This window comes from Cyclobacterium sp. L-R, assembly GCF_056859355.1.
This window is the reverse complement of record NZ_JBSXOH010000073.1, coordinates 112,297-138,043: the sequence shown is the minus strand read 5'-3', so window position 1 is coordinate 138,043 and position 25,747 is coordinate 112,297. Positions and strand designations below refer to the sequence as shown.

At 36.6% G+C, this 25,747-nt stretch carries 19 protein-coding genes; 15 read left to right on the top strand and 4 right to left on the bottom strand.

Annotated features, from left to right (window positions below):
• The first annotated feature begins 78 nt into the window (after positions 1 to 78).
• On the top strand, positions 79 to 3,501 hold the full coding sequence (locus tag AC13EX_RS12720) for a ThuA domain-containing protein (RefSeq protein WP_482892971.1): 3,423 nt from the start codon (positions 79 to 81) through the stop codon (positions 3,499 to 3,501).
• A 255-nt stretch (positions 3,502 to 3,756) separates the two neighbouring features.
• On the opposite strand, the gene AC13EX_RS12715 is transcribed toward AC13EX_RS12720, so the two are convergent.
• The 3 genes from AC13EX_RS12715 to AC13EX_RS12705 form a co-directional block, all read right to left on the bottom strand.
• Positions 3,757 to 4,935: a lycopene cyclase family protein gene (locus AC13EX_RS12715; RefSeq protein ID WP_482892970.1), complete on the bottom strand. Its 1,179-nt coding sequence runs from the start codon at positions 4,933 to 4,935 to the stop codon at positions 3,757 to 3,759.
• A 208-nt stretch (positions 4,936 to 5,143) separates the two neighbouring features.
• A complete protein-coding gene (locus AC13EX_RS12710) occupies positions 5,144 to 6,133 on the bottom strand; it encodes a 2-hydroxyacid dehydrogenase (RefSeq protein ID WP_482892969.1) in 990 nt (329 codons plus the stop codon).
• 154 nt (positions 6,134 to 6,287) lie between these two features.
• On the bottom strand, positions 6,288 to 7,118 hold the full coding sequence (locus tag AC13EX_RS12705) for a DUF4349 domain-containing protein (RefSeq protein WP_482892967.1): 831 nt from the start codon (positions 7,116 to 7,118) through the stop codon (positions 6,288 to 6,290).
• 730 nt (positions 7,119 to 7,848) lie between these two features.
• On the opposite strand from AC13EX_RS12705, the gene dapF reads away from it, so the two are divergent.
• Genes dapF through AC13EX_RS12680 form a run of 5 tightly spaced genes read left to right on the top strand, consistent with a single transcriptional unit; the run spans position 7,849 to position 14,579 of the window.
• Positions 7,849 to 8,625, top strand: a complete 777-nt coding sequence (dapF, locus tag AC13EX_RS12700; RefSeq protein ID WP_339712937.1) for a diaminopimelate epimerase — start codon at positions 7,849 to 7,851, stop codon at positions 8,623 to 8,625.
• Positions 8,626 to 8,685: 60 nt separating this feature from the next.
• On the top strand, positions 8,686 to 12,066 hold the full coding sequence (gene secA, locus AC13EX_RS12695; RefSeq protein ID WP_482892966.1) for a preprotein translocase subunit SecA: 3,381 nt from the start codon (positions 8,686 to 8,688) through the stop codon (positions 12,064 to 12,066).
• An 11-nt stretch (positions 12,067 to 12,077) separates the two neighbouring features.
• On the top strand, positions 12,078 to 12,617 hold the full coding sequence (locus AC13EX_RS12690) for a hypothetical protein (protein WP_482892965.1): 540 nt from the start codon (positions 12,078 to 12,080) through the stop codon (positions 12,615 to 12,617).
• Positions 12,604 to 13,794, top strand: coding sequence for a M20 metallopeptidase family protein (locus AC13EX_RS12685; RefSeq protein ID WP_482892964.1), 1,191 nt, complete (start codon positions 12,604 to 12,606; stop codon positions 13,792 to 13,794). Before AC13EX_RS12690 ends, AC13EX_RS12685 begins: the two co-directional genes overlap by 14 nt.
• Before the next feature lie 14 nt (positions 13,795 to 13,808).
• Positions 13,809 to 14,579 carry a S1/P1 nuclease gene (locus tag AC13EX_RS12680; RefSeq protein WP_482892963.1) on the top strand — a complete coding sequence of 257 codons (771 nt, stop codon included), beginning with the start codon at positions 13,809 to 13,811 and terminating at the stop codon, positions 14,577 to 14,579.
• Here AC13EX_RS12680 and AC13EX_RS12675 read toward each other — a convergent pair.
• On the bottom strand, positions 14,576 to 15,217 hold the full coding sequence (locus tag AC13EX_RS12675) for a ComF family protein (RefSeq protein ID WP_482892962.1): 642 nt from the start codon (positions 15,215 to 15,217) through the stop codon (positions 14,576 to 14,578). The two genes, AC13EX_RS12680 and AC13EX_RS12675, sit on opposite strands and share 4 nt — an antisense overlap.
• 201 nt (positions 15,218 to 15,418) lie before the next feature.
• Here AC13EX_RS12675 and AC13EX_RS12670 point away from each other — a divergent pair, with 201 nt between their 5' ends.
• From AC13EX_RS12670 to AC13EX_RS12630, 9 genes are all read left to right on the top strand, one after another.
• A complete protein-coding gene (locus AC13EX_RS12670; RefSeq protein ID WP_048644432.1) occupies positions 15,419 to 15,781 on the top strand; it encodes a hypothetical protein in 363 nt (120 codons plus the stop codon).
• A complete protein-coding gene (locus AC13EX_RS12665; protein WP_048641514.1) occupies positions 15,778 to 16,536 on the top strand; it encodes an exodeoxyribonuclease III in 759 nt (252 codons plus the stop codon). Before AC13EX_RS12670 ends, AC13EX_RS12665 begins: the two co-directional genes overlap by 4 nt.
• A 41-nt stretch (positions 16,537 to 16,577) precedes the next feature.
• Positions 16,578 to 16,979, top strand: coding sequence for an ATP-binding protein (locus AC13EX_RS12660; RefSeq protein ID WP_482892961.1), 402 nt, complete (start codon positions 16,578 to 16,580; stop codon positions 16,977 to 16,979).
• A 1-nt stretch (position 16,980) separates the two neighbouring features.
• Complete coding sequence (ybeY, locus tag AC13EX_RS12655) at positions 16,981 to 17,427, top strand: rRNA maturation RNase YbeY (RefSeq protein ID WP_482892960.1); 447 nt, start codon at positions 16,981 to 16,983, stop codon at positions 17,425 to 17,427.
• Between the two features lie 52 nt (positions 17,428 to 17,479).
• Positions 17,480 to 19,345 (top strand): tRNA uridine-5-carboxymethylaminomethyl(34) synthesis enzyme MnmG, encoded by a 1,866-nt coding sequence (gene mnmG, locus AC13EX_RS12650; RefSeq protein WP_482892959.1) that lies wholly within the window; start codon positions 17,480 to 17,482, stop codon positions 19,343 to 19,345.
• A gap of 1 nt (position 19,346) precedes the next feature.
• A complete protein-coding gene (locus AC13EX_RS12645; protein WP_482892958.1) occupies positions 19,347 to 20,234 on the top strand; it encodes a class I SAM-dependent methyltransferase in 888 nt (295 codons plus the stop codon).
• Entirely contained in the window at positions 20,231 to 21,985 is a 1,755-nt protein-coding gene (locus tag AC13EX_RS12640) for an Ig-like domain-containing domain (RefSeq protein ID WP_482892956.1), read from the top strand. The genes AC13EX_RS12645 and AC13EX_RS12640 overlap by 4 nt, the downstream gene beginning before the upstream one ends.
• A gap of 780 nt (positions 21,986 to 22,765) precedes the next feature.
• Positions 22,766 to 23,209: a MarR family winged helix-turn-helix transcriptional regulator gene (locus AC13EX_RS12635; RefSeq protein WP_048641520.1), complete on the top strand. Its 444-nt coding sequence runs from the start codon at positions 22,766 to 22,768 to the stop codon at positions 23,207 to 23,209.
• 34 nt (positions 23,210 to 23,243) lie between these two features.
• Positions 23,244 to 25,649 carry a 3-hydroxyacyl-CoA dehydrogenase/enoyl-CoA hydratase family protein gene (locus AC13EX_RS12630; protein ID WP_482892954.1) on the top strand — a complete coding sequence of 802 codons (2,406 nt, stop codon included), beginning with the start codon at positions 23,244 to 23,246 and terminating at the stop codon, positions 25,647 to 25,649.
• The last annotated feature ends 98 nt before the right edge of the window (positions 25,650 to 25,747 follow it).

Here is a 25,747-nt window from a genome sequence, read left to right as displayed (position 1 = left end):
ATTCGGGTCTATTATTTCCACAAATGGCCAAGGCAAAAAAAGATAATCATTATATTGCCGCAAAATAAAAATCAACCTATGTCCAATAATAGTGTCATTAAGGGATTGTGTTCCCTTATTTTAGCAATGTTCCTATTAGGAGCTTGCACCAGTAAACCCGGAGAGCCTAAAGTGCTCGTTTTTTCAAAAACTGACGGATTTTATCATGAATCCATACCAGATGGAGTTGCTGCCATAACTGAACTAGGAAAGCAGAATGGCTTTTTGGTGGAAGCCACCAAAAATGCTGAAATGTTTACCGAAGATGTATTAAAAGAATACAGTGCAGTAGTATTTTTAAGTACTACAGGAAATGTATTAAACATTAGCCAACAAGCGGAATTTGAACGCTACATCCAAGCTGGCGGTGGATTTGTAGGCATTCATGCTGCTGCCGATACCGAATACGATTGGAATTGGTATGGCAAAATGGTAGGCGGTTATTTTGTTGACCATCCTGGAATAAACGACAGCTACCCAAGTGTACAACAAGGGGAATTGACCGTGGTGGATAAATCGAACAGTAGTACTTCTTTTCTTCCTGAAAAATGGACTAGAACAGATGAGTGGTACAGTTATAAGAACCTCAACCCAGAGGTCAATGTTTTATTAACCTTGGATGAAAACAGCTATCAAGGTGGAAAAGACATGGGAGAGCATCCTATTGCTTGGTATCATGACTATGATGGAGGCCGAGCTTTCTATACTGGAGGTGGTCATACCAGGGCTTCTTATAAAGAAGCAGACTTTTTGAAACATATTCTTGAAGGGATAAAGTATGCCATTGGAGAGAATAAAAGATTAGACTATTCCAATGCCAAAAGCAAAATAGTCCCTGATCCTGATCGATTTGAAAAAGTAACCTTGGCATTAGGAAAGTTCAAAGAACCTACCGAAATGGCAATTTTACCAAACTTAGATATTTTGGTTTCTCAAAGAAGAGGTGAAATTTTACTTTACAATGGAGAGACCTCTGAAGTTAGCAAAGTCGCTCATTTAGACGTTTACTGGCAAACAGATGTGCCAAAAGTTAATGCTGAAGAAGGGTTAATGGGGATTCAGGTGGATCCAGATTTCGCCAATAACCATTGGGTTTACGTTTTTTATAGCCCAAGCGATGAGTCTGTAAACAGACTTTCCCGATTTAAATTCGAAGATGGAGAGTGGAAAATGGACACTGAGCAGGTTATTCTTCAGTTTTATTCTCAAAGAGGAATTTGCTGCCATACTGGAGGTTCTATCGCTTTTGATAGCAATGGTTTATTGTATGTTTCAGCAGGAGACAATTCAACACCTTTCAACCAGCCCAACCAAAAATATACTTTAAAAGGATATGGACCTTTGGATGATCGTCCAGGCTTTGAGCAATATGATGCTGCCAGGTCTTCAGGTAATACCAATGATCTAAGAGGAAAAATCCTTAGAATAAAAGTAAATGAAGATGGATCCTACAGCATCCCTGAAGGAAACCTGTACCCTGAAGGCACGGATAAAACCAGGCCTGAAATTTATGTACAAGGTAACCGAAACCCATATAGAATATCTGTAGATAAGAAAACAGGCTTTTTGTATTGGGGAGAAGTAGGGCCTGATGCTCGAGAAGATGATTTTGAAGTCAGAGGTTCCAGAGGATATGATGAAGTTAACCAAGCAAAAAAAGCTGGCTATTTTGGATGGCCTTTCTTTGTGGGTAACAACTACCCGTACAATGATTTTGATTTCAATACTGGTGAAAGTGGGAAACCTTTTGATCCTGCCAAACCAATTAATAAGTCAAGAAACAATACAGGTTTGACGGAGTTGCCTCCAGCCCAACCAGCATTTATCTATTACCCTTATGTCGAATCAGAAGAATTTCCTGAGGTAGGTACAGGCGGAAGAAATGCCATGGCAGGACCGGTCTATTACTCGGACCTATATCCTGATGGTGGTGGATTACCTTCCTACTACGATGGTAAATTGTTTATTTATGATTGGATAAGGGGCTGGATAAAAGCAGTGACCATGGACGAAAATGGTGACTACTTGAAAATGGAGCCATTTATGGATGATGTAAGACACAATGCCCTTATCGATCTCGAATTAGGTCCTGATGGCAAGCTCTACCTTTTGGAATATGGAAAAGGTTGGTTCAGCGCCAATGACGATGCAGCCATCTCCGTAATCAATTATAACCCTGGTAACAGAGCACCAGTGATTGCCTCTATCACTGCAGACAAAACCTCAGGTAGCCTTCCATTGGAAGTGAAAATAACTGCTTCTGTAAAAGATCCTGAAAATGATGCGCTAAGCTTTGCATGGGACTTGGGAAATGGCCAAACAATGGAAACCAAAGAACCGGAACTTACTTATACTTTTAAGGAAACAGGTGATTATGATGTCTCAGTAACAGCAACTGACACTGAAAACAAATCCACAAAAAGTAATACCATTAATATCTATGCGGGCAATATTGCACCTAGTATTAATGTAAGCTTCGAAGGAAATGGAAGCTTTTATTTCCCTAACAAAAAGGTAAGCTACAAGGTAACTGTCAATGATCCTGATGATCCATCAGTAGGAGAGGACCTTTCCAGTCTATACCTTTCTGCAGATTATATTGAAGGTTTTGACAAAGCTGAAGCAGCCTTAGGACACCAAGTCATGTCTGAAGCCATGGCAGGAAAAAGCTTGATGGAATCGCTCACCTGTAAAAGCTGTCACCAAATTGATGGAAAATCAGTTGGTCCTGGCTATACAGATGTTGCTAAAAAATATGCAGATTCTCCTGAAGCAGTGGACAAACTGATTAATAAAATCATAAAAGGAGGTTCAGGAGTATGGGGCGAAACAATGATGCCTGCAAACCCTACATTAAAACCTGGTGATGCTAGAAAAATTGTAGCCTTTGTACTTTCTTTAAATGAAATGGAAAGTCAAGAACCATCCTTGCCAGCCTCAGGTCAATTGGATCCGCTTCAAGGTAAAAAGAGGGTCAATAATGGAGTCATGCTTCTAAACGCTAGCTTTACAGACAAAGGTGGAGCCAATATCAAACCGCTTAGTACTTCTACCACTGTTTTTCTTAGGAATAACAATATTAACCTGGATGAACTTGATGAAACCTTCGGATATAATTCTGAGGAAATAAATGGTCAGAAGACCTTATCTTCTCCAATTGGAAAAGGCCTTTTAACCTTGAAAAATATAGACCTAACAGGTTTGGAAGGCATAGATTTTAAGGTAAGTTCTAAACGTGCTTATGACTTTGGTTATCAATTGGAAGCCCGCTCAGGAAGTCCAGAAGGAACAGTAATCGGTCAGATAGTAGTTAGAAAAGACGAAACAGAGCAGACTCTTGAAATGAGATTTAACGACAATGTTAAAGAAGAGTTTCAGGACCTTTATATCGTATCAGAAGCATTGAATGATAAAGAAACAGTAAATATGAACATTTTATCCATTGAAATGATTGGTAAATAAAGTCTCCTATTCATTGTATAAAAAAGCCTGTGAATATTTTCACAGGCTTTTTTTATGTCTAATTAAAAATTTTGAGGACAGGTATAAATAGGACAGGTTCTCTAACTTAAATCCGAAATATGCAATAGACAATCTATTACCTGTTGAAATCGCTTCACGTATACACGGGACAGGCTATTCCCCTGACTATTGTAAGGAAGGAGAAATCTGTTACATAATCCGGGTTAAAAAGAGAATTTTATTTGCTGATCAAATTCAACCTTTTGGGTTTACATTGTTCTTGGAAAACAGCTGCCGGATTCCAGAAAACATGAAAGGCAATAATGGAACACTATTTCTAATTTTAAACTCTTCCCAAAAAGTGCTGTCGTTGTCAAGAAAGGAAAGTATTTTCTCTGGGTCATTGCCTTTAAATAAACTGGAAAAGATATCTCTGCCAGTCACCTTTTTTGAAAGGAGAACATCTAGTAAAGTACGGTCATACCAGGCATAAACACTACTTTTCCAATTAAGACCAAGTATAGGAGACTGATTAATTTTCAGTTGCTTAACTACTTCAAAAACATTCTTTTGCACAAACTGGAAAGTATATCCTGTGCTGGCTTTGGTAAAGCCACCTGCAGTACCAATATTAATGATTCGCCCACCCTCCTTTAAACTGCGAGAAAATTTAGCCAAGGACATGGGAATTACCCCAAATTCCTCATGTACAATCTCGTATTTCTTAATTTTTAACGCCTTATCAATATATGCTTTTAGTGCCTTTTGGTAATTTTCTTCATCCAGAATACTTTCGCTAAATAATGTGTATTCCACCAATGCTTCCCTAGCACTTGTTGGCAATACATACATAAAGGTAGTCCCATGTTCCTGATCCAATCTAAAATCCATCAATGTGCCAATCTCCGGATTGAAAAAGGGAGTATCCGTTTTAATGTACCAACCCATAAAATGCTGTAATAGAGTATTTTGGGTATTCATTTCAGGATTAAACAAACCAGTAGAATTAAAAATATACTGGCCTGAATATTGACCTTGATCCGTGATAAGAACCGCATTGCCTCCATTAACTTCCATATCGAGTATGGCCTCCGTCTTGAAGCTAACGTTTTTAAAGGCAGAAGCATGATTCAGAATATGAGAATAAAAATCTCCGGCCTGAATCATTTTATACTTGTACTTTTTTAGCTCAAAGGTTTTGGATACTTCTGGTGAAAAAAACTGTAAGGTTTTCCATTGATGATGCACAATTGGTTCGAAAAGACCTTCACCCTTTTCCCAAAAGCACCAGGTTTTGTCATTGTCTTCCTTCTTCAGCTTATCAATGACCAAAATCTTTTTGCTTCGCAGCTCTTTATTCAACAAAAGCCTGTGCAACAAGCTTAAACCGGCTAATCCAGAACCTGCAATAATATAATCATATTCTAATTCCATTGACCTTTCTTGCTTTATACTTATACCGCACAAATTCAGTTTCCACTTGTCTTAAGCAGCAAAACACCAGATATTAAGAACATGTTTAAATTATTGCAAGGTATTTTACAACTGACATCAAAATTAAGAGACCTATCATATGGACTACAAAGAATTTATATACTTTCAATTTTAGTCATAAATAGGGTTCTTTTTTATCAGCCATAGCTCAGACAACCTCATTTATCAATTGCTGCTTATTTTCAAAAGCTTGAATATTATCTAGTGTTATAAGGGTTATTTGGTCCATGGCCTCCTTTGTAAAATAGGCTTGATGAGAAGTAATTAACACATTAGGAAAACTATTCAACCTCAATATGTAATCATCCTGAATAATGCTTTCTGACAGATCTTCAAAAAACAGTTTTTCCTCCTGTTCGTAAACATCTATCCCCAAATACCCTATCTTTTTCTGTACCAAGCCATCAATGGCATCCGCTGTATTTATTAGGGCGCCCCTACTTGTATTGATGATCATTACACCATCTTTCATTTGGGCCAGTGAACTGCTATTGACTATGTGTTTGGTACCGGGAGTTAATGGACAGTGCAAGGAAATTATATCAGATTGCATGAAAACTTCATCAATTGGCAAGTATTGAACTCCCATTTCCACCAACTCTTGGGATTCTGTAAGGTCATAGGCAAACAAGTTACAACCAAAACCTTTCATTATCCTGCAGAAGGCTGCTCCAATCTGACCGGTCCCAACTACGCCCACTGTTTTTCCATGTAGGTTGAATCCAATAAGGTTTTTTAAGGAAAAATTTCCTTCTCGCACCCTATTATAGGCCTTATGGGTTTTTCTATTTAAGGTAAGAATCAATGCCACAGAATGTTCAGCAACTGCTTCCGGTGAATAAGCTGGAACACGTACTACTTTGATTCCATGAGTTTTAGCTGATTGTATATCCACATTATTGAAACCCGCACAGCGCATGGCGATCAATTTCACCCCATTTTTTGCCAAAATCTCTATGGTATCCTGATCTATTTTATCATTGACAAAAGCACATATGACATCAAATCCAAGCGTTAAGTTGGCTGTAGAACTCGTTAAGGATGTCTCAAAAAAGGTAAAGTCATATTTTTTTTCACTGTTATAATTTTCAAAATATTCCTGATCGTATGATTTCGTACTAAATACGGCTATTTTCATTAGAGTAATTTCAATTTATAAATACCTAAGAATAAATGACGAATAAACTCAGCTATGCAAACAAGTTATAAACCCTTCTAGCCTAGCGGTCATTCCTTAATTCAATCCATTCTTATTAAAGTAAGAAATAAAAACATCAACCTGATAATAAGATTTAATTTTTCTGACTTCTAAATTTTTTAATAAAATAACCAAGGACAATAAGCAATATCAGAAAAGGCCAAAATGCTATCAAACCAATTATAAAATTTAGGAAACCTTGCCAGCCATTGTTTATAGCACTAAAGATTTTTGCTAAGAACCCTCCTCTTTGAGATGCATCATATACATATGGAAGTTCTTCATAGAATGATAAACTTATTGTGCTAAGGGATACCTGTTTACCTAAATAATTAAATTGTCCCTGAAGATTTTCTAAATCAGTCCGAATCTGGTTAAGTTTATTTTCGATTTCTAGAATATCCTTTATCTCAGTGGCACTTTCTAGAATTTTCAGGTAGCGTTTTTCTAGTAGTTTGTCGTTTTTTATTCTAGTACTTAAGTCATAATAATTTTCTGTTACATCTTTTATTGATGAATACTTGTTTTCAAGGCGATGCCCAATGGTGGAAAAAGTAACAAATAAACTATCATACACAGTAGATGGAACCCTAATAGTCAACTGGTAACTTATTCTTTCTTTGGTTCTTGATTGATTTTCATGCTCAATATAGGCATCATAACGAGGGAGGAGTTCTCGAATTGTTTGATAATCTTCCACTATGTCCTGCGATTGAAAATTAATTCCTCCAGTCTTAATAGTTTTTTTACTTATCTGCTCCGTTCCTGAAGTTATTGATGGCGGCGGGGGAGGTTGTTCGCTTATAGGTATAGACAATAATTCCTCAAAGGTCTCTTCGTCGGCCACCTCCATTATCATTTCTCCTTCTGGCCTATTACATCCATGAAGCGATAAAATTGCTATTATTAAAAATAACTGTTTCATAAAACTTAAATTTTACAATTTTTCACAAGCAAACCCACCTAATCATTGAACCCGGATTATGTAATAGGATTTCTCCGTCCTGACAATAGTCAGGGGTGAAGCCTGTCCCGTGTTTGCGGGAAGTGTTGCAATCGCAAGAATATCAGGCTGTTTGGATATTTTAGCATAGCACCCCTATGGTGAAATTGAAAACAGCAACGTAGTGGCTGATTTTGAAGCGATTTCAGCACGTAATAGATTGTCTATTGCATATTTCGGGTTGAACTAGTTTGGGAGTTTTTTCGGACTTATTAAACTCCTGCCAAAATTTTATTCCAATTTCCATCAATACTTAAATAACTGATAATCAAACCTATAATTTGCATCTAGAAATATAAAGAGTAAGCAATAAAAGGTTGTAATTAAAGTTAACGTTTTATTGCTGCTTAACCAGAGAACTGAATAAAAATCATGTTCTATTCCACCATTTCTAATGTTGGATAAGCAATCCGACCAAAAGCAGCATCAGTACCTATGGAAAAGCAAATGACATCCTTTTATAAGTCGTTTTGTCAGTCTTGACAGGAAATCCTGTAGTTAATTGAATATAAGCCCGTAAATTCGGCCAAGATGTTTATTTTTGTAATTCATTCTGCCATTGGTTGGATTTTTGTAGACTGTCGACAGGACTGCTTATGTCTTTCTGTCCTATACATTCAATCAGGTTGAAAGATAACTTATTAAAAATCAAATGGATATCAACTTCTATAAATACCAGGGAACAGGCAATGATTTCATCATGATTGATGGAAGGTCGTTTTCTCTGGGTCCAGATCCGATACCTTATATTCAACAACTTTGTCACAGAAAGTTTGGAATCGGTGCAGATGGGCTAATTCTGATTCAGACACATGAAGATTATGATTTCGAAATGTGTTATTACAATGCAGATGGATCACAAAGTATGTGTGGAAATGGCGCAAGGTGTGCAGTAGCATTTGCTTCATTTTTAGGCATTATTGAGCACGAAACCTCATTTTTAGCCATTGACGGAGCTCATACCGCTACTATTTCCGGTAATAGTGTAGCTTTGAGGATGGGTGATGTTAAAGAAATTAAGACTGTTGACCAGGATTTCTTTGCCAATACTGGTTCACCTCACCACATGCGTTTTGTAAATAAGGTGGAAGAATATGACGTAGTAAGCACAGGAAGACAAATCAGAAATGACAGTGAAAAATATCCTGAAGGCACCAATGTCAATTTTATTTCTGCTCTTTCCCCTGACACGATCATGGTTAGAACCTATGAAAGGGGAGTAGAAGATGAAACGCTCTCATGCGGCACTGGTGTTACAGCCTGTGCTTTGGTATATGGAGAACAAAAACAAAAAAACAATATAAATATTCAAACACCAGGAGGCAACCTTCAGGTAAGTTTTGAAAAAAGTGAAGATGGTAGTTTTCAAGAAATTGTATTGACTGGGCCTGCTGATCAGGTTTTCACAGGTACTATTTCTGTCAATTAAAAATCCGATTCAATTACAGAACACAATTAATTAGCCTAAGAGAAAAAGTATTTAAATAATATGTTAGAATCAATAGCAAAAGGGTTAGCGAAAGTCTTCGGTACAAAATCTGACCGAGACATTAAGACCTTAAGCCCTGTCGTAGCACTAGTTAATACCGCCTTTGCGCAATTGGCCAATATTTCTGATGACGAATTAAGAAATGAGACATCCAAGATAAAGGCATTGATCAATGAGGACTTAAAGTCATTTGATGACCGAATTTCTGAAATACGAGTTGAAATTGATAAGCTAAATCCAGAGGAGGTACAAGCCAAGGATGCATTGTTTAATAAAATTGATGCAGTAGAAAAAGAAAGGGATGAAGCTTTAGAAGTAAGCTTAGAAAAAGTTCTACCAAGGGCTTTTGCAGTAGTGAAAGAAACAGCTCGCCGATTAAAAGAAAACGGTAAGTTAATAGTTACTGCCACTCTCCAAGATCAAACCATGGCAGCCTCAAAATCCTATGTGGAACTTGACGGTGATCAAGCCACTTGGAAAAACAAATGGACTGCAGCAGGAGTGGAAGTCACCTGGGAAATGATCCATTACGATGTACAATTACTTGGTGGTGTTGCCTTACATAGAGGAAATATTGCCGAGATGGCCACTGGTGAAGGTAAAACTTTGGTTTCAACCCTACCGGCTTACCTCAATGCCCTTGCGGGAAGAGGGGTTCATATTGTTACTGTAAATGATTACTTGGCAAAACGAGATTCAGAATGGAATGCTCCAATATTCGAATTTCATGGTTTGAAAGTGGACTGTATAGATAAATATCCACCTAACTCTGAAGCCAGGAGGACTGCATACCAAGCAGATATCGTATATGGAACCAATAATGAGTTTGGTTTTGATTACCTAAGAGACAACATGGCCAGAGATTCCAAAGATCTGGTTCAAGGCAAACATCATTTTGCAATGATAGATGAGGTCGATTCTGTCCTTATTGATGATGCAAGAACGCCTTTGATTATTTCCGGTCCGGTTCCTAGAGGGGGTGAGCATGAATTCTACGAAATGAAACCAAGGGTATCTACCTTGGTGGATGAACAAAGAAAGCTTGTTCAAAACTACCTTTCAGATGCAAAAAGGCTGATTAAAGAAGGAAATGAAAAAGAAGGTGGCCTGGCATTGTTCCGCGCATTCAGAGGACTGCCAAAATACAAGCCATTGATTAAGTATTTGTCTGAGCCAGGAATCAGAGTAATCCTTCAAAAAACAGAAAACCACTACCTTCAGGACAACAAGCGAAATATGCCTGAAGCGGATGAACCTTTATTGTTTACCATTGATGAAAAATCAAATAGTGTAGACTTGACCGATAATGGTATTGAAACCATCACCAGAAAAAATGAAGACAATAGCTTCTTTATTTTGCCGGATATAGGAATGGAAATCGCCGAATTAGAAAAAGATGAGACGATAGAAGATCATGAAAAACTGGTCAGAAAAGAGGAGATCATCAAAGATTACGGAATCAAATCACAAAGGATACATACCGTAAATCAGCTGTTGAAGTCCTATTGTATGTTCGAAAAAGACACTGAGTACATCTTGGTAGATGGAAAAGTGAAAATAGTTGATGAGCAAACTGGTAGGGTTATGGAAGGCCGAAGGTATTCTGATGGACTCCACCAGGCCATAGAAGCAAAAGAAAATGTAAAAGTAGAGGATGCAACCCAAACCTACGCCACCATTACTTTGCAAAACTATTTCAGAATGTACCACAAACTTTCCGGTATGACTGGTACAGCGGAAACAGAAGCAGGAGAGTTTTGGGAAATTTACAAACTGGATGTAATCGTAATCCCTACAAATAAACCTATTCAACGTAAAGATCATCAAGACAAAGTATACAAAACAGTTAGAGAGAAATTCAATGCTGTAGTAGATGAGATCAACGAACTCACTGATGCCAATCGACCTGTTCTAGTGGGTACAACCTCAGTAGAAATATCGGAACTACTCAGTAGAATGCTTACCATAAGGAAAATCAAGCATCAGGTACTTAATGCGAAACAACATGCTCGTGAAGCAGATGTAGTAGCCGAAGCAGGAAAAGCCAAAACAGTAACCATTGCAACAAATATGGCAGGTAGGGGTACTGATATTAAGCTTACCGCTGAATCCAAGGGTGCTGGTGGTCTTGCTATTATTGGTACTGAAAGGCATGAATCAAGACGAGTGGATAGACAGTTGCGTGGTAGATCAGGTAGACAAGGAGATCCGGGTTCAACCCAGTTTTTTGTGTCTCTTGAAGATAATCTCATGCGTTTGTTTGGCTCAGAGAGAATTGCCAAGCTAATGGATAGAATGGGACTTGAAGAAGGCGAAGTAATTCAGCATTCTATGATTACCAAGTCTATTGAAAGAGCGCAACGAAAAGTTGAAGAAAATAACTTTGGGGTAAGGAAAAGGTTGTTGGAGTATGATGATGTCATGAACAGCCAAAGGGAGGTTGTTTACAGAAGAAGAAAAAATGCCCTTATTGGAGACAGGTTGGAGCTGGATATTCTCAATATCATGTATGATGTTTGTGAAGACCTTATTGAAATGGGTAAAACCTCCGATGACCTGAAAAACCTAAGAATGAACATTTTTAGCTCTCTAGGCATTGATCATCAATTTACAGAGGCGGAACTAAAGGATAAGGACACCACTAGTTTGACAAAAATCCTTTTCGACAAGGCTTATAAGAGTTATACCCATAAGAACGAAGGTATTATTCAAAGGGCCATGCCGATTCTAAAAGACGTACAAAAAAATAGAGGTGCAACAGTTAAGGAGATTATGGTACCCATTTCCGATGGTATCAAACAAATAGGAGTGGTGATCAATCTAGAATCTACTTTAAATAATGAAGGTAGGGACCTAATTCGAGCCATTGAAAAAACGGTAACTTTAGCCATAATAGATCAAAACTGGAAGGAGCATCTAAGAGACATGGATGACCTGAAACAATCAGTACAAAATGCTGTTTATGAACAAAAGGATCCATTATTGATCTATAAGTTCGAAGCATTTGAAATGTTTAAACGCTTCTTAGGAAAACTGAATGACGATATCGTTTCTTTTATTTCCAAATCTGACCTTCCAAAGCAGGATCCAGAGCAGGTAAAAGCGGCCCAAAACCAACAAGGTGCTGAACCTAAAGTAACGGCCTCTAAAGAAGAAGTAGGCAATACGCTAGGAAACCAAAGTGGACAGAGAGCAGCCATTGCCAACAGTAGACCAGCAGCCAACAGAGAACCCGTAAAACCACGGAAATCTGATAAGGTCTACGGCAGAAATGACCGTGTAACGGTAAAATACACCAATGGTAATTTAAAGAAAGACGTAAAATATAAAAGTGTAGAGCAGGATATTGCTGATGCTAAGTGTGTGATAATCGAAGATTAAATACCTTTATCATGTTTAAAAAAATAAACGTATGCCTATTGTCACTGCTTATTTTTAGTAGCTGTGGCATCATCAATATTCGAAAAAGCGGTGGAAACATCGATCGATACAACAACTATACGGAGGACCTTGAAGCAAGCAGAATACAGTTTGCCGAACTTCCTGAAAGCAGTTTTGCTGCGGAAAGTAGCAGTGCCGCTGCAATTGATTTAGAGCTCGATAGAAGAATAGATCAAATTGCTCAGGAAAACAGTAAAGAATTGTTTGTAAACGGCTTTACCATATTGATTTACAGTGGTGTAGATAGAGAAAAAGCCTTTGATATAAGAAATGAAGCCTATTCTGAATTTCCACAAACACAAACCTATATGGAATATCAACAGCCAAGGTATTTGGTTAAAGTAGGACGCTTCGTTAATAAAATTGAAGCTTTGGCAACCTATGAAAAAATGAATACCGTATTTTCAAGTGCCAGGATCATTAAAGATCGGTTTTTGAAATTCAATGAAGAAAAGAAAGAAGAAGTAAATATTGAAAATGTTGAAAGATAAAATTCACCAACTGTCCGATAAATACAAGTCGGAAGTTATTTCCGTAAGAAGACATTTACATGCCAATCCTGAGTTGTCCTTCCAAGAAACAAATACTGTTGCTTATGTGGAAGAAAAATTACGCGAGTTTGGTATAACTAACATTGAATCTAAAGCAGATACAGGCCTTGTTGTTATCATTGAAGGTAAAAACCCTAGTAAAAAAGTTATTGCATTGAGAGGTGATATGGATGCACTTCCCATTGTAGAAGCCAATGACGTTCCTTACAAATCCACCAATCCTGGCGTAATGCATGCATGTGGGCATGATGTTCATACTTCATCACTCTTAGGTACTGCAAGGATTCTTAACGAGTTGAAGGATGAGTTTGAAGGTACTATCAAACTGCTTTTTCAACCTGGGGAAGAAAAAATACCAGGAGGAGCATCTATGATGATCAGAGATGGGGCACTTCAAAACCCTACTCCAAAAGCAATAATAGGTCAACATGTTATGCCTTTCATTCCAGTAGGTAAAGTAGGTTTCAGAAAAGGCATGTACATGGCAAGTGCCGATGAATTGTACCTTAAGGTAAAAGGCAAAGGTGGTCATGGTGCAATGCCAGAAACCATTGTAGATCCAATCTTAATCAGTGCTCATATCCTGGTTGCTTTGCAGCAGGTAGTAAGTAGAAAAGCAGACCCTAAAACACCTTCTGTTCTTTCATTTGGGAGAGTTATAGCTGAAGGAGCTACCAATGTTATACCTAATGAGGTTAATATTGAAGGTACTTTCAGAACTTTAAATGAGGTTTGGCGAAAAGAAGCTCATGGGCACATGCTTAAAATTGCTAAGGGTATTGCCGAAGGAATGGGTGGAGAAGTGGAATTCGAAATTCGTAAAGGATACCCTTTCCTAAAAAACGAGCCAGAACTTACTCAAAGAGCCATTGATGCGGCAGAAACCTATCTAGGCAAAGAAAACGTATTAGACCTTGATATATGGATGGCTGCTGAAGACTTCTCATATTATACTCAGGAAATAGACGGTTGTTTCTACAGGTTAGGCACAAGAAACGAAGCCAAAGGTATCGTTTCAAGCGTACATACTCCAACATTTGATATAGATGAGGATGCTTTGGGTATTAGTACAGGATTGATGGCATTTCTAGCTATAGAAGAACTAAAACACCAATAAATCAACAAACTGCAATGAGAAAATCATTTTTGACTGCCTTTATATTTGGGCTAGTTGTCCTCAATACTTATGGTTGGGGACTAACTGGCCATCGAGTGGTAGGGGAAATCGCCTCATTTCACTTGTCAAAGAAGGCTGCAAAAAGTATTCAAGATATATTGGGGCCTGAATCTCTTGCTATGGTAGCCAATTGGATGGATGAAATAAAGTCTGATCCTTCCTACAATAAGCTAAACTCTTGGCATTATTTGACTGTAAAAACAGGCCAAGGCTATGATCCTTCCATTCAGGAAAAGTCTGGAGATGCTTTTGGTAAGACTAAAATGATTATTGCAGCGCTTAAAAATGGAGAACTAGACCTGGAAGAAAAAAAAGCTTACTTAAAAATGCTCGTTCATCTTGTAGGTGACCTGCATCAGCCCCTACATGTTGGGACAGGAAAAGACAGGGGTGGAAATGATGAAAAAGTTACTTATTTCAATGAAAACACCAATTTGCATACTGTCTGGGATTCAAAGATCATAGACGGGAAAAACCTTAGCTACACCGAACTGGCTCAACACCTAAATAGACGAATCAATAAAAACCTTATTAATCAATACCAAAATGCTCCTATGGACAAGTGGTTAAAGGAAGCAGTAGATTTACGACCAATAATTTATGACTTACCTGATAATAGCCGTTTGTTTTATTCTTATGGATATAAAACTTATCCTATCATGGAAGAAAGGTTAATTGCTGGAGGTATTAGATTAGCAGGCATATTGAATGAGATATTTAGCTAATAATAGCTTCCTGCTGCCAAAACAGCCATATCTATACTTCTAGGCTTGCAAGAGTTAAGTGAAATCGCACAAGAGGCCAAGGTAGCTCCTGTTGTCATGACATCATCTACCAGAAGCAAGCTATTATCCTTGATTTCATCCTTATTCTTGGTTTCAAATACCTCTGAAACATTTTCCCATCGTTCAATCCTTGACTTGTTGGTTTGTGTTTCAGTGGGTAGTTTTCTTAATAATAGGTTCTTGCATTCTGTCTCAAGTGCATCAGCAAGACCAATAGCAAATTGTTCACTCTGATTATACCCTCTAATTTGCAGCTTGCGCTCATGCAAAGGAACAGGCACTATATAGTCCCAAACATCCTTATAACCGTTCTTTTTCAACAAATAGCCATAATTTAGACCCAAAACCCTAGCAAGCTCTGCTTTGTTTTTGTATTTAATTTGATGCAAAAGCTTTTGGCTGTAACCCTTTTTAGAAAAGCGGAGATAAGCCATTACCTTATTCACAGGAGCAAGACCAAGCAATTTTATTTTTAGGTCATTTTCCTCAGGAATCAGGTGATAATTGGTCACTGGAAGCTGAGAAACACATATTTTACACAATTGATCTTCAAATGGAAATAGGCTTCGTTTACACAAACAACAAGTTTCTGGCAAAACTAATGATAAAAAATCTCTCCAATATTTGAAACGCATACCTAAAATGGGTTGTTTATAATTGATGAGCCATTTTACCTGCTATATTTGTAAACAAATGGCCTGTATCAATTTATAGAAAATTTTGAATTAATGAAATAATCATAGATTCAGGAAAGATAAAAAACAACAAATCAAATGGCATTGCTAAAAAAAGACCTGGATTTAGAAAGAAGGTGGTCAAAACTTCTTTCAGGTTTACATGAAATATTTGGAAAAAAACCCTCCGATCTGAATGCCGTATTGTTTATAATAGGAGTGCAGGAATTGGGGAAAGGACCACGCCATTTTACAAAGGAGGAAAAGCAAGACTTAATGCATATTGCTGTTTGCAAGGTGTTGAGCTTCTCAGACTTTTACACCTTGGATTTTATAGATCAGGATGGCTGGCCTCATTGGAAGTTAATAAAAAAATTGCCACATTTAAATACTGCTGAGCAAGAAAAAATGCTTAAAATCCATGTACTGGATTATTTTGAAGACGAATTTGAAATTGATATTAAATGAAAATAATATCCTATAATGTAAATGGAATTAGGGCAGCATTAAAAAAAGGCTTTGCTGAATGGCTTGAAACAGAAAATCCGGATGTTATTGGATTGCAAGAAGTAAAGGCATTAGAAAATCAAGTGGATATTGCCATTTTTAAGGACCTTGGATACCATGTGTATTGGTATCCTGCTGTTAAGAAAGGATACAGTGGTGTAGCCATTTTAAGCAAGCTAAAACCAGACAACTTAACCTATGGTATAGATGTAAGTAAATACGATGATGAAGGCAGGACAATTAGAGCTGATTATGCTGATTTCTCCTTTCTCTGCGCCTATTTCCCTTCTGGAACTACTGGAGGCTTAAGACAGGAGTTTAAATATGCTTTCTTAGATGATATATACGGTTACACTCAGGATTTAATCAAGGAAAAGCCCAATCTTATATTAAGTGGGGATTATAATATCTGTCATAAACCAATAGACATACATAATCCGGTAGCCAATAAAAACACTTCTGGCTTTCTTCCAGAAGAAAGGGAATGGATGGACAAGTTTACTTCCAACGGTTTCGATGATAGCTTTAGGTTATTGAATCCAAATCCGGACCAATACAGCTGGTGGAGCTATCGTGCCAATGCAAGGGCCAATAACAAGGGCTGGAGAATAGACTACCACATGACCACTCCTTCTATGAGTGCTAAAGTAAAAAAGGTAGATATATTGCAGGAAGTGTCCCATTCGGACCATTGTCCAATAGTAGTTGAAGTTTAGCTAATAATAAAATAAAGTCGTGGTAAAAGCCTAATAATACGATGAAATCAATAAAAATTTCCATTCCATCTTTGATTGAAAATATTACTATCGTTGAAAGTTTTATTGATAATGCCCGTGAAAAGTTCAATATTAACGATGACATCTACGGCAATATCATGATTTCTGTTACCGAATGTGTGAACAATGCAATCGTACATGGTAATAAAATAGACAAAAAAAGAGTTGTCAAACTAGAACTCCTATTTCTAGACAATCAGATAAAATTTATCATTGAAGATGAAGGTGATGGTTTTGACCATCAAAAGCTTAACGACCCAACAGCATTAGAAAATCTGGAGAAATCCGGAGGAAGGGGAGTGTTCATAATGAAACATCTCAGCGACGAGGTAGAATTTGAGAATGAAGGAAAAAAGATAACCCTCACTTTTTATATGAACTAAAATGGCTATTAATTTCTTTGAAGAAGAAATAAAATCATCTTTAACAGAAAGAAGACAAGTTAAAGCATGGATCAAACAAATCGCAACAAACAAAGGATTTAAGGTTAACACCCTAAATTACATTTTTTGTACGGACGATTACTTATTAGATATAAATGTAAATTATCTAAACCACGATACATTTACAGATATTGTAACTTTTGATCAATCTGAGAAGGATACTGAAATTGAAGGTGATGTTTATATAAGCGTAGAAAGAGTTAAAGAAAACGCCAAAAACCTTAATACAAGTTACAAAGAGGAACTCCTAAGGGTCTTGGTCCACGGATTACTTCATCTTTGTGGGTACAAAGACAAAACAGAAAATGAGAAAAAGGAAATGAGAAACGAAGAAAACATCTCGCTCTCATTGTACTCACCAACTGTTCCACGTGGAACAGTAAATTAAAATCATTTAAACAAAGGTAAGTGTTTCACGTGGAACACTAGATCAAACGAATATGTTTCCAATATACGATGTTATAGTAGTAGGTGCAGGTCATGCAGGGTGCGAAGCAGCACATGCAGCAGCAAAGATGGGTTCTTCTGTTTTATTGTGTACAATGAACATGAATACAATTGCCCAAATGTCTTGCAATCCTGCAATGGGTGGAGTAGCTAAAGGTCAAATTGTAAGAGAAATTGACGCTTTGGGTGGTAAATCTGGGATAATATCAGACAAGTCTACCATACAATTTAGAATGCTAAATCGCTCAAAAGGCCCAGCAATGTGGTCTCCAAGAAGTCAGAACGACAGGATGCGGTTTGCGGAAGAATGGAGATTAACACTAGAATCAACTCCTAATGTAGATTTTTGGCAAGAGATGATTACAGGTTTAATCGTTAAAGATGGTAGAATAAAAGGAGTTAAAACAGGCTTAGGGATAGAAATTAAAAGTAAATCGGTAGTTCTAACAAATGGTACTTTCCTAAATGGAGTCATTCATATAGGAGAAAAAAAGATGGGAGGCGGTAGAACAGGGGAGGGCGCTTCAAAAGGAATTACCGAAGACCTTATAGAATTGGGCTTCGAATCAGGAAGAATGAAAACAGGGACTCCTCCAAGAGTAGATGGAAGAAGCCTTGATTATTCTTTGATGGAAGTACAAGAGGGAGATACTGACCCAGAGAAATTCTCCTATTCTGATTCAACTACGCCTGTTCAACAACAAAGAAATTGCTGGATTACATACACCAACAAAAAGGTTCACGAAACATTGGAAACCGGTTTCGATAGATCCCCGATGTTTAATGGAAGAATTCAAGGTCTAGGTCCGAGGTATTGTCCATCCATAGAGGATAAAATAAACCGCTTTGCTGAGCGTGAAAGACATCAGATATTCGTAGAACCAGAAGGGTGGAACACTGTTGAGATATACGTCAATGGATTCTCAACCTCCCTACCGGAAGATGTACAATACAAGGCATTAAGAAAAATAAAGGGTTTTGAGAATGCGAAAATGTTCCGTCCAGGTTATGCAATAGAATACGATTTCTTTCCTCCAACACAGCTTAAACTAACATTAGAAACAAAAAGGATCGAAAACCTTTTCTTTGCTGGACAAATAAACGGGACAACCGGATATGAGGAAGCGGCAGCTCAAGGTTTAATGGCAGGAATAAATGCCCATAATAAAACCAAAGAAAAAGAACCCTTTATCCTTAAGAGATCGGAAGCTTACATCGCAGTACTAATTGATGACCTTATCAATAAAGGTACAGAAGAACCTTACCGTATGTTTACTTCGAGAGCAGAGTTTAGATTGCTGCTAAGACAGGATAATGCTGATTTAAGGCTAACACCTTATGGATATAAGCTTGGTTTGGCTAATGAAAAAGAGTATAGACAAACTAAGGAAAAAGCAGAGAAAACAGAGGAATTGACAAAGAAACTTGAAAAGTTCAGGCTTTCACCAGACGAGTTAAACAATGGTTTAGAAAACCTAAACACCGCACTAATCAAAGAAAAGATTACTGTGGAAAAATTAATTAAAAGACCAAATATAGGATTACAAGACATTATCAATATAAGCACTTCACTAAAAGAAGAAACAAAAAGCTACTCTAAAGCAGTAAAAGAACAGACAGAAATTCTTATCAAATACAAATCCTATATTGATAAGGAAAAACAAATGGTTGATAAAATCAATAATTTAGAGGATTTGCAGATTCCAGCCAATATTGAGTACGACAAAATTAAAGCCCTTTCTGCAGAAGGACGACAAAAATTAGGTAAAATACAACCTCAAACCATTGGGCAGGCATCTAGAATTAGTGGTGTATCACCAGCAGATATGTCAATACTTACCATCTATTTAGGAAGATAACATGTACGAAAGGTTAACCAAATGTCCACTTTGTAAAAGTGAACAGTTTATTAATCATCTTGTAGTGAAGGACCATGCTATTAGCAAGGAATCATTTATCATATGCGAATGCCAAAATTGTAACATTTGGTTTACCAACCCTAGACCTAATGAAGAGAACATCGCTAAGTATTATGACAAGCCATCTTATATCTCACATCAGGATAAAAGTAAAAACTTAACTGATATCGTCTATAAGGCAGTTAGAAAATATACTTTAAGCCAAAAATTAAATTGGGTCAATAACAGGCAAAGCACTAAAGGTAGAATACTTGATTATGGCTGTGGAATAGGCCTCTTTGTGAAAACATGTTCCGAAAATGGTTGGAAAGCCTTTGGTATGGAACCCAATGAAAAAGCTGCAACATTTGCAGTAAAGAATATCGGCATCAATATTATCTCTGGGTTGAAAGACCTTGAGAAAGAGAAAAAGTTTGATGTTATAACCTTATTTCATGTACTTGAACATGTACATAAACTAAATGAAACAATAGATATATTGCTCAGCAGACTAAAGAAAAGAGGTCTATTGTTCATTGCTGTACCCAACAGAGATTCATTGGATGCCAAATCATTCAAAGAAAATTGGGCAGCCTTGGACGTTCCAAGACACCTATACCACTTCAATAGCAGTTCAATGGAATACCTCTCAGACAAACACAACTGCAGAATAGTAGATACAATACCGATGAAATTTGATAGCTACTATGTATCCTTATTGAGCCACCAATATTTAGGATCTAAGAATAAATACATAGAAGCAATCAAATCAGGATACAAATCTAATCAACAGGCAAAATTAAATGGTAACAATTATTCAAGTTTGCTATTTGTGATCAAAAAGAAATGAACCAGTTTATCTTCAAAATATCATTCATTATAATTGCCTCCATATTGGGTTCATGTGCCAAACAAAGTTCACCTATGGGAGGACCAAAGGATGAGGAGCCACCTATACTTATCTCTTCAAATCCAATTAATGAAAGCATTAATGTGAAACCAGAAAAGATAGATCTAGAATTTAATGAATATATAAAGCTAGAAAACCCTTCTCAATCCATAATAATCACTCCTAAAGTAGAAAAAGACAAGGTAGAATTCCTGGCAATAAAAAATAGAGTTCAAATTTCATTGAATCAGGAATTAGAGGACAACACAACTTACGTGTTCAATTTTCAGAAAAGTATTCAGGACGCTTCTGAAGGCAATCCGGCAGAAAGACTAAAACTTGTATTTTCAACAGGTGAAACCATAGATAGCTTAACTGTAACCGGTAAAGTAGATTATTGGTTTTCTAAGGACAATGAAAATTACAAAGACCTGTTAGTAGGTTTATACATTAATGAGGACACTACAGACCTCTTTACGGCTGCTCCCTATTATATCGCTCAGGTAGACACAGCAGGTAAATTTGAAATAACAAATATAAAAGCAGGAACCTTTAGAGCCTATGCATGGTATGATGATAACAATTCTTTAAAAGCAGAATACCGTAACGAGCCTTATGGATTTATAACTGAACCAATAGAAGTAAAAGAAAATCTGAATAACCTTCATATAAATATCAACAGAGCAGATCTAAGCCCACTTAAAATAAACAGATCCTCTAGTTCAGGAAGTAATTTTGATGTAATACTAAGCAAAGATTTAGCTAGATATGAAGTAAAACATCCCGATAAGAATGAAAAGCTATTCTTTAGATTAAAAGAAAATAACTTAAGATTTTACCACACAGAACTATTGAATGACAGTACTCAGGTTGAATTACAATTGATCGATTCAGTAGGAGCGAAGGTGGATACAACCCTATATGCTCGTTTTGAAGAAAGTGAAAGAAATAAAGAAAAGCTTGAAGTCACTTCAAAGGGTCCAATAAAATTCACCAAATTAATTAAGGCCAAATTAGGGTTTAATAAACCACTAATAGATATCAATTACGATTCTTTATACTTGAGTTACGATACAGCAAGTACCATCCCTATAACACCTGATATGGTTTGGCTTACAGATAGTACAAATAGTTGGACAGAATTAAACATTTCCATACCTATAAACGATTCCATACCTTTTGAAAAATACAAACTAATAGCAGCAGATTCTACCTTCAAAGATGTTGAAAACCTATGGAATGAAAAGCCATTTGAAGCCAATTATAACCGTCTCAAAAGTGACAATTTAGGGGATGAAATAAGTGGTATTATTGATACTGATGAAAGACCTATAATGGTTCAATTATTGGATACAAAAGGAGATGTAGTAGTAGAGCAATACCTTGAAGAAAGCAACAAATTTATCTTTACTAAACTGGAAGCTACAAATTATCAATTGCGTGCCTATGTAGATAGAAATGGGAACAAGGCATGGGATCCAGGTAATATCAACTTAAAGATTCAACCTGAACCTGTGTATTTCTTCCAAGACGAAAAAACGGGTAAAAGAGAACTACTATTAAGAGGTGGATGGACAATAAATGAACAGACTATTAGGAAAAGAAGGGAATCCGGTCTACTTATTAACAAAAATGAGCACAAATACATAGATATTGAGAGATTACCATTAGAAATAATGGAAATTAATGAAGAATATTTTATAAACAATTGATTTATAGATGTTTATAAATATTTAGCATGAATTCAAATTCTGTTGATAAGCTCAATTCTAAAGTGGATAAGTATATAGATACCTGTTTATATCAACATCCAAAATCAGGATTAATCACAATTTTAACCAACAACTTTATCAGCTGGGGATAACCTTTCACTTGTTATCAATTATCCACATAGATACCAACCGAATACTTATACCCCATAGAATTACATGATTTATACACATAATATTTTTAATCAAATACAGTAGGCACAACATCAGTAACTTAGATATAAAAAATGATGTGCATAAGTAGTGAATAAATACACAAATACCTGCACAATAAAGTTAGTAGTGAAAAACTTGAAGGTTTACCAACATATCCACTCTATAATAATAACAATAGATTTTTTGATTTATAAATTTCTTAAAATAAATAAGGTGTGTATAAATCGGAAACCTTGAATTCTAAATCAAGCATCTCATTAAGAATTAACTTAAAAAAATTCATCATTAAAAGTCTTTACAATTTTAAACAGAAGTAATTTTCCTTTAAAAAGATGACCAGTATTTTTTAAAAGTCTTAAAGCTTATAGACAGGCTTTAAAATCTTTTTGTACTAGAATTTTAAACAAAAAAAGTCGATCTGCGACTAAGTATTTAAGTGAAATATAGCTAGTAAGTTTAGTTAATAGTTTAGTCTACCTACCTAAATCCCTTACTACAAACTTCTTAATTCTTGTCAATTTATTATGCATGCATAATTATTTTTATTAAATTGATGCCGATAGGAAAATGAAAAAAGAAGAAACAATAGATTACCAGATTAAATCATGTTGGCATTCCATTTCGAGAATGTATAACCAAAAGGCCAATATGGAGGGAATTACCACTTCTATGGGATTTGTCCTTATTAATATACATTCGACTGAAGGAACAGCCGCAACTAAAATAGCTCCTCAAATGGGATTGGAGTCAAGGAGTCTTACCAGGCTTCTTAAAACCATGGTTGAAAAGGAATTGATTGTGAAGGTTCCTGACAAGGAGGACAAACGCTCCGTTAAGGTTTTTTTAACAGAAAAAGGAAAACAAAAAAAAGCAGCAGCAGTAAGTACTATTAAAGAGTTCAATGAAAAAGTACGTGAACATTTAAGCGAAGAAGAGTTTGGAGTCTTTTTTGTATTGTTTGATAAAATAAATTCGGTGATTGATGAACTACAAAAACCGGAAACCAAATAGATATAATCAATAACAATAAGCAAATATATAACCAATGAAAAAAAGCATAAAAAAAGTTGCCGTTTTAGGTTCCGGAATTATGGGATCGAGGATTGCTTGTCATTTCGCCAATATAGGGGTAGAAGTGTTGCTTTTGGATATAATTCCTAAAGCCCCAAATGATAAAGAAGCGAAGAAAGGCTTAACTATTGAAAGCAAGGAAGTAAGAAACCGAATTGTTAACGATGCGTTGAAAAGCACCCTTTTTTCAAAACCTTCGCCCATTTATGATAAGGAATACATAAAAAGAATAACAACGGGTAATTTCGATGATGACTTACCTAAAATCAATGGTTACGATTGGGTAATTGAAGTAATCGTTGAAAATCTGGAGATCAAGCAAGGGCTTTATGAAAAGGTAGAAAAATACAGAAAGCCAGGAAGCCTAATTACTTCAAATACTTCAGGTATACCTATTCACTTGATGAGTGACAATAGGTCTGAAGATTTTCAAGAATGTTTTGCTGGCACCCACTTTTTTAATCCTCCAAGGTACCTTCGTTTGTTTGAAGTAATTCCTGGTCCTAAAACCAAACCAGAGGTTATTGACTTTTTAATGGAATATGGAGATAGGTTCTTAGGTAAAGAAACGGTTCTATGTAAGGATACACCTGCATTTATAGCGAATAGGGTAGGCGTCTATGCACTTATTTCAGCATTGCATACTATAGAAGAACAAGGTTTGACTGTGTCTGAGGTTGACAAGATGACCGGTAACGTCATAGGGAGGGCAAAATCAGCCACTTTCAGGACCTTAGACGTAGTTGGACTTGATACTACCGTACATGTAGCTAACAACCTCTACAATGTATTAGAACATGATGAATCGAGAGATAAATTCAAGCTTCCGAAAAGTGTCCAGGTGCTAAATGACAATAAATGGTATGGGGATAAAAGTGGAAAAGGTTTTTTTCAAATGATCAGACATAAGGATGGTCGCAAGGAGCTTAAAGAAATTGATTTTAAAACCTTTGAATATGTACCTGTAGAAAAACCAAAAATCAAAGCATTAGAAGCATCTAAAGGAATTGATGATCTAAAAGAGAGAATCAAATTTTTGGTTAATTATGATGACAAAGCAGGAACCTTTTATAGGGCTATATTTTATGACCTTTTTAGGTATTGCTCCTTTAGGATACCAGAAATTGCCGATGAATTGTACAGAATAGATCAGGCTGTTAGTGCTGGTTTTGGATGGGAATATGGACCATTTGAGAACTGGGATATATTGGGAGTCAAGTCCACTGTGGAAGCAATGGAAAAAGCTGGAGAAAAACCTGCGGAATGGGTTTATGAAATGTTAGCCGCAGGGCATAGCAGTTTTTATAAAGTAGAGAATGGTAAAAAACATTATTATGATATTCCTACCAAGACTTATATCCCGGTTCCAGGATTGGAAGAATTTTTACTATTGGACACGCTTAAATCCGCTGAAAAGAAAATCTGGGGAAATGAAGGTGCATCCATATATGACTTAGGCGATGAGGTAATAGGTTTGGAGTTCCATACCAAAATGAACTCTATGGGTCAGGAAGTAGTAGAGGGAATTAATATGGCCATCAATATGGCTGAAAAATCCTATAAAGGACTTGTGATAGGCAATGAAGGTGGAAACTTCTCTGCAGGAGCAAATCTAGCCATGATTTATATGTTTGCTGGAGATCAGGATTTTGATGAAATCAATTTAATGATTGCGCAATTTCAAAACACCATGCTTAGGGCAAGGTTTTCTTCAGTACCGGTAGTAGTAGCCCCTCACAATATGGCTTTGGGAGGTGGATGTGAACTATCCCTACATGCAGATGCAGTTCAAGCCCATGCCGAACTGTATATGGGTTTAGTAGAGGTAGGCGTAGGCTTAATTCCTGGTGGTGGCGGAACTAAAGAGATGACCTTGAGATTTTCTAAGCACAATGCCCCTGGTGATGTAGAATTGAATCGACTTCAAGATATTTTCATGAACATAGCGACAGCCAAGGTGTCGACTTCTGCTGCAGAGGCAAGAAATTTCGGTTATTTGGAAGAAAAGGATGCCATTACCATAAACAGAAAACGTCAATTGGCGGAAGCAAAACAAAAAGTTATTGCCTTGTCTGATGCAGGTTATACACAACCTATTGAGCGAAATGACATTAAAGTGTTAGGTAAATCTTCATTGGCACTTTTTGAAACTGGAATATCGGGTATGCGTTTTGGCTCCTATATTTCTGAACATGATGCAAAAATTGCTAGAAAACTAGCTTGGGTAATGAGTGGTGGTGATCTATCCAGTCCAACAGAAGTAAGTGAAAGGTACTTACTGGATTTAGAAAGAGAGGCCTTCCTAAGTCTTACCGGGGAAAAGAAAACCCTAGAGAGGATTCACAGTATTCTTTTTAAAGGCAAACCTTTGAGAAACTAAATCAAGCAAAGATCAAATTAGAAATTTTGATCCTGCTATGAATTCTTCAAGTTAGCTTCATTCAATTTAACCGTATTCAAGCATTAAAATAAACATCA